This is a genomic window from Corallococcus sp. 4LFB, assembly GCF_046520365.1.
Lineage (GTDB): Bacteria > Myxococcota > Myxococcia > Myxococcales > Myxococcaceae > Corallococcus > Corallococcus caeni.
On the sequence record NZ_JBKGHJ010001317.1, the window covers coordinates 1 to 215 of the forward strand.

The 215-nt window shown below is 75.8% G+C and carries 1 protein-coding gene; it reads right to left on the reverse strand.

What is annotated here, in order from left to right; genetic code table 11:
• Nucleotides 1-215 (reverse strand): hypothetical protein (locus ACLEQD_RS45455; RefSeq protein WP_410392084.1); only part of this gene is annotated, 215 nt, incomplete at both ends.

The following is a 215-nucleotide window of genomic DNA, read 5'->3' on the forward strand; positions in this document are numbered from 1 at the left end:
GCTGCACCAGCGACTCACGCGCGGCGGACGCTCCTCGCGCCAGTGAGGACGGCAGCAGGCGCGGCGCCAGCTCACGTAGCCGCCTCCCCACCGCACCAGCGCCACGCGCCGCACGGAGATGTCCATGTCCTCCAGGTGAGAGCGACAGCGCCCGCGAACCGGGGTCCTTCAGCCGGCCCAGCAGCCGCGCCACCTCGCGCCGCTCGGCCACCGGC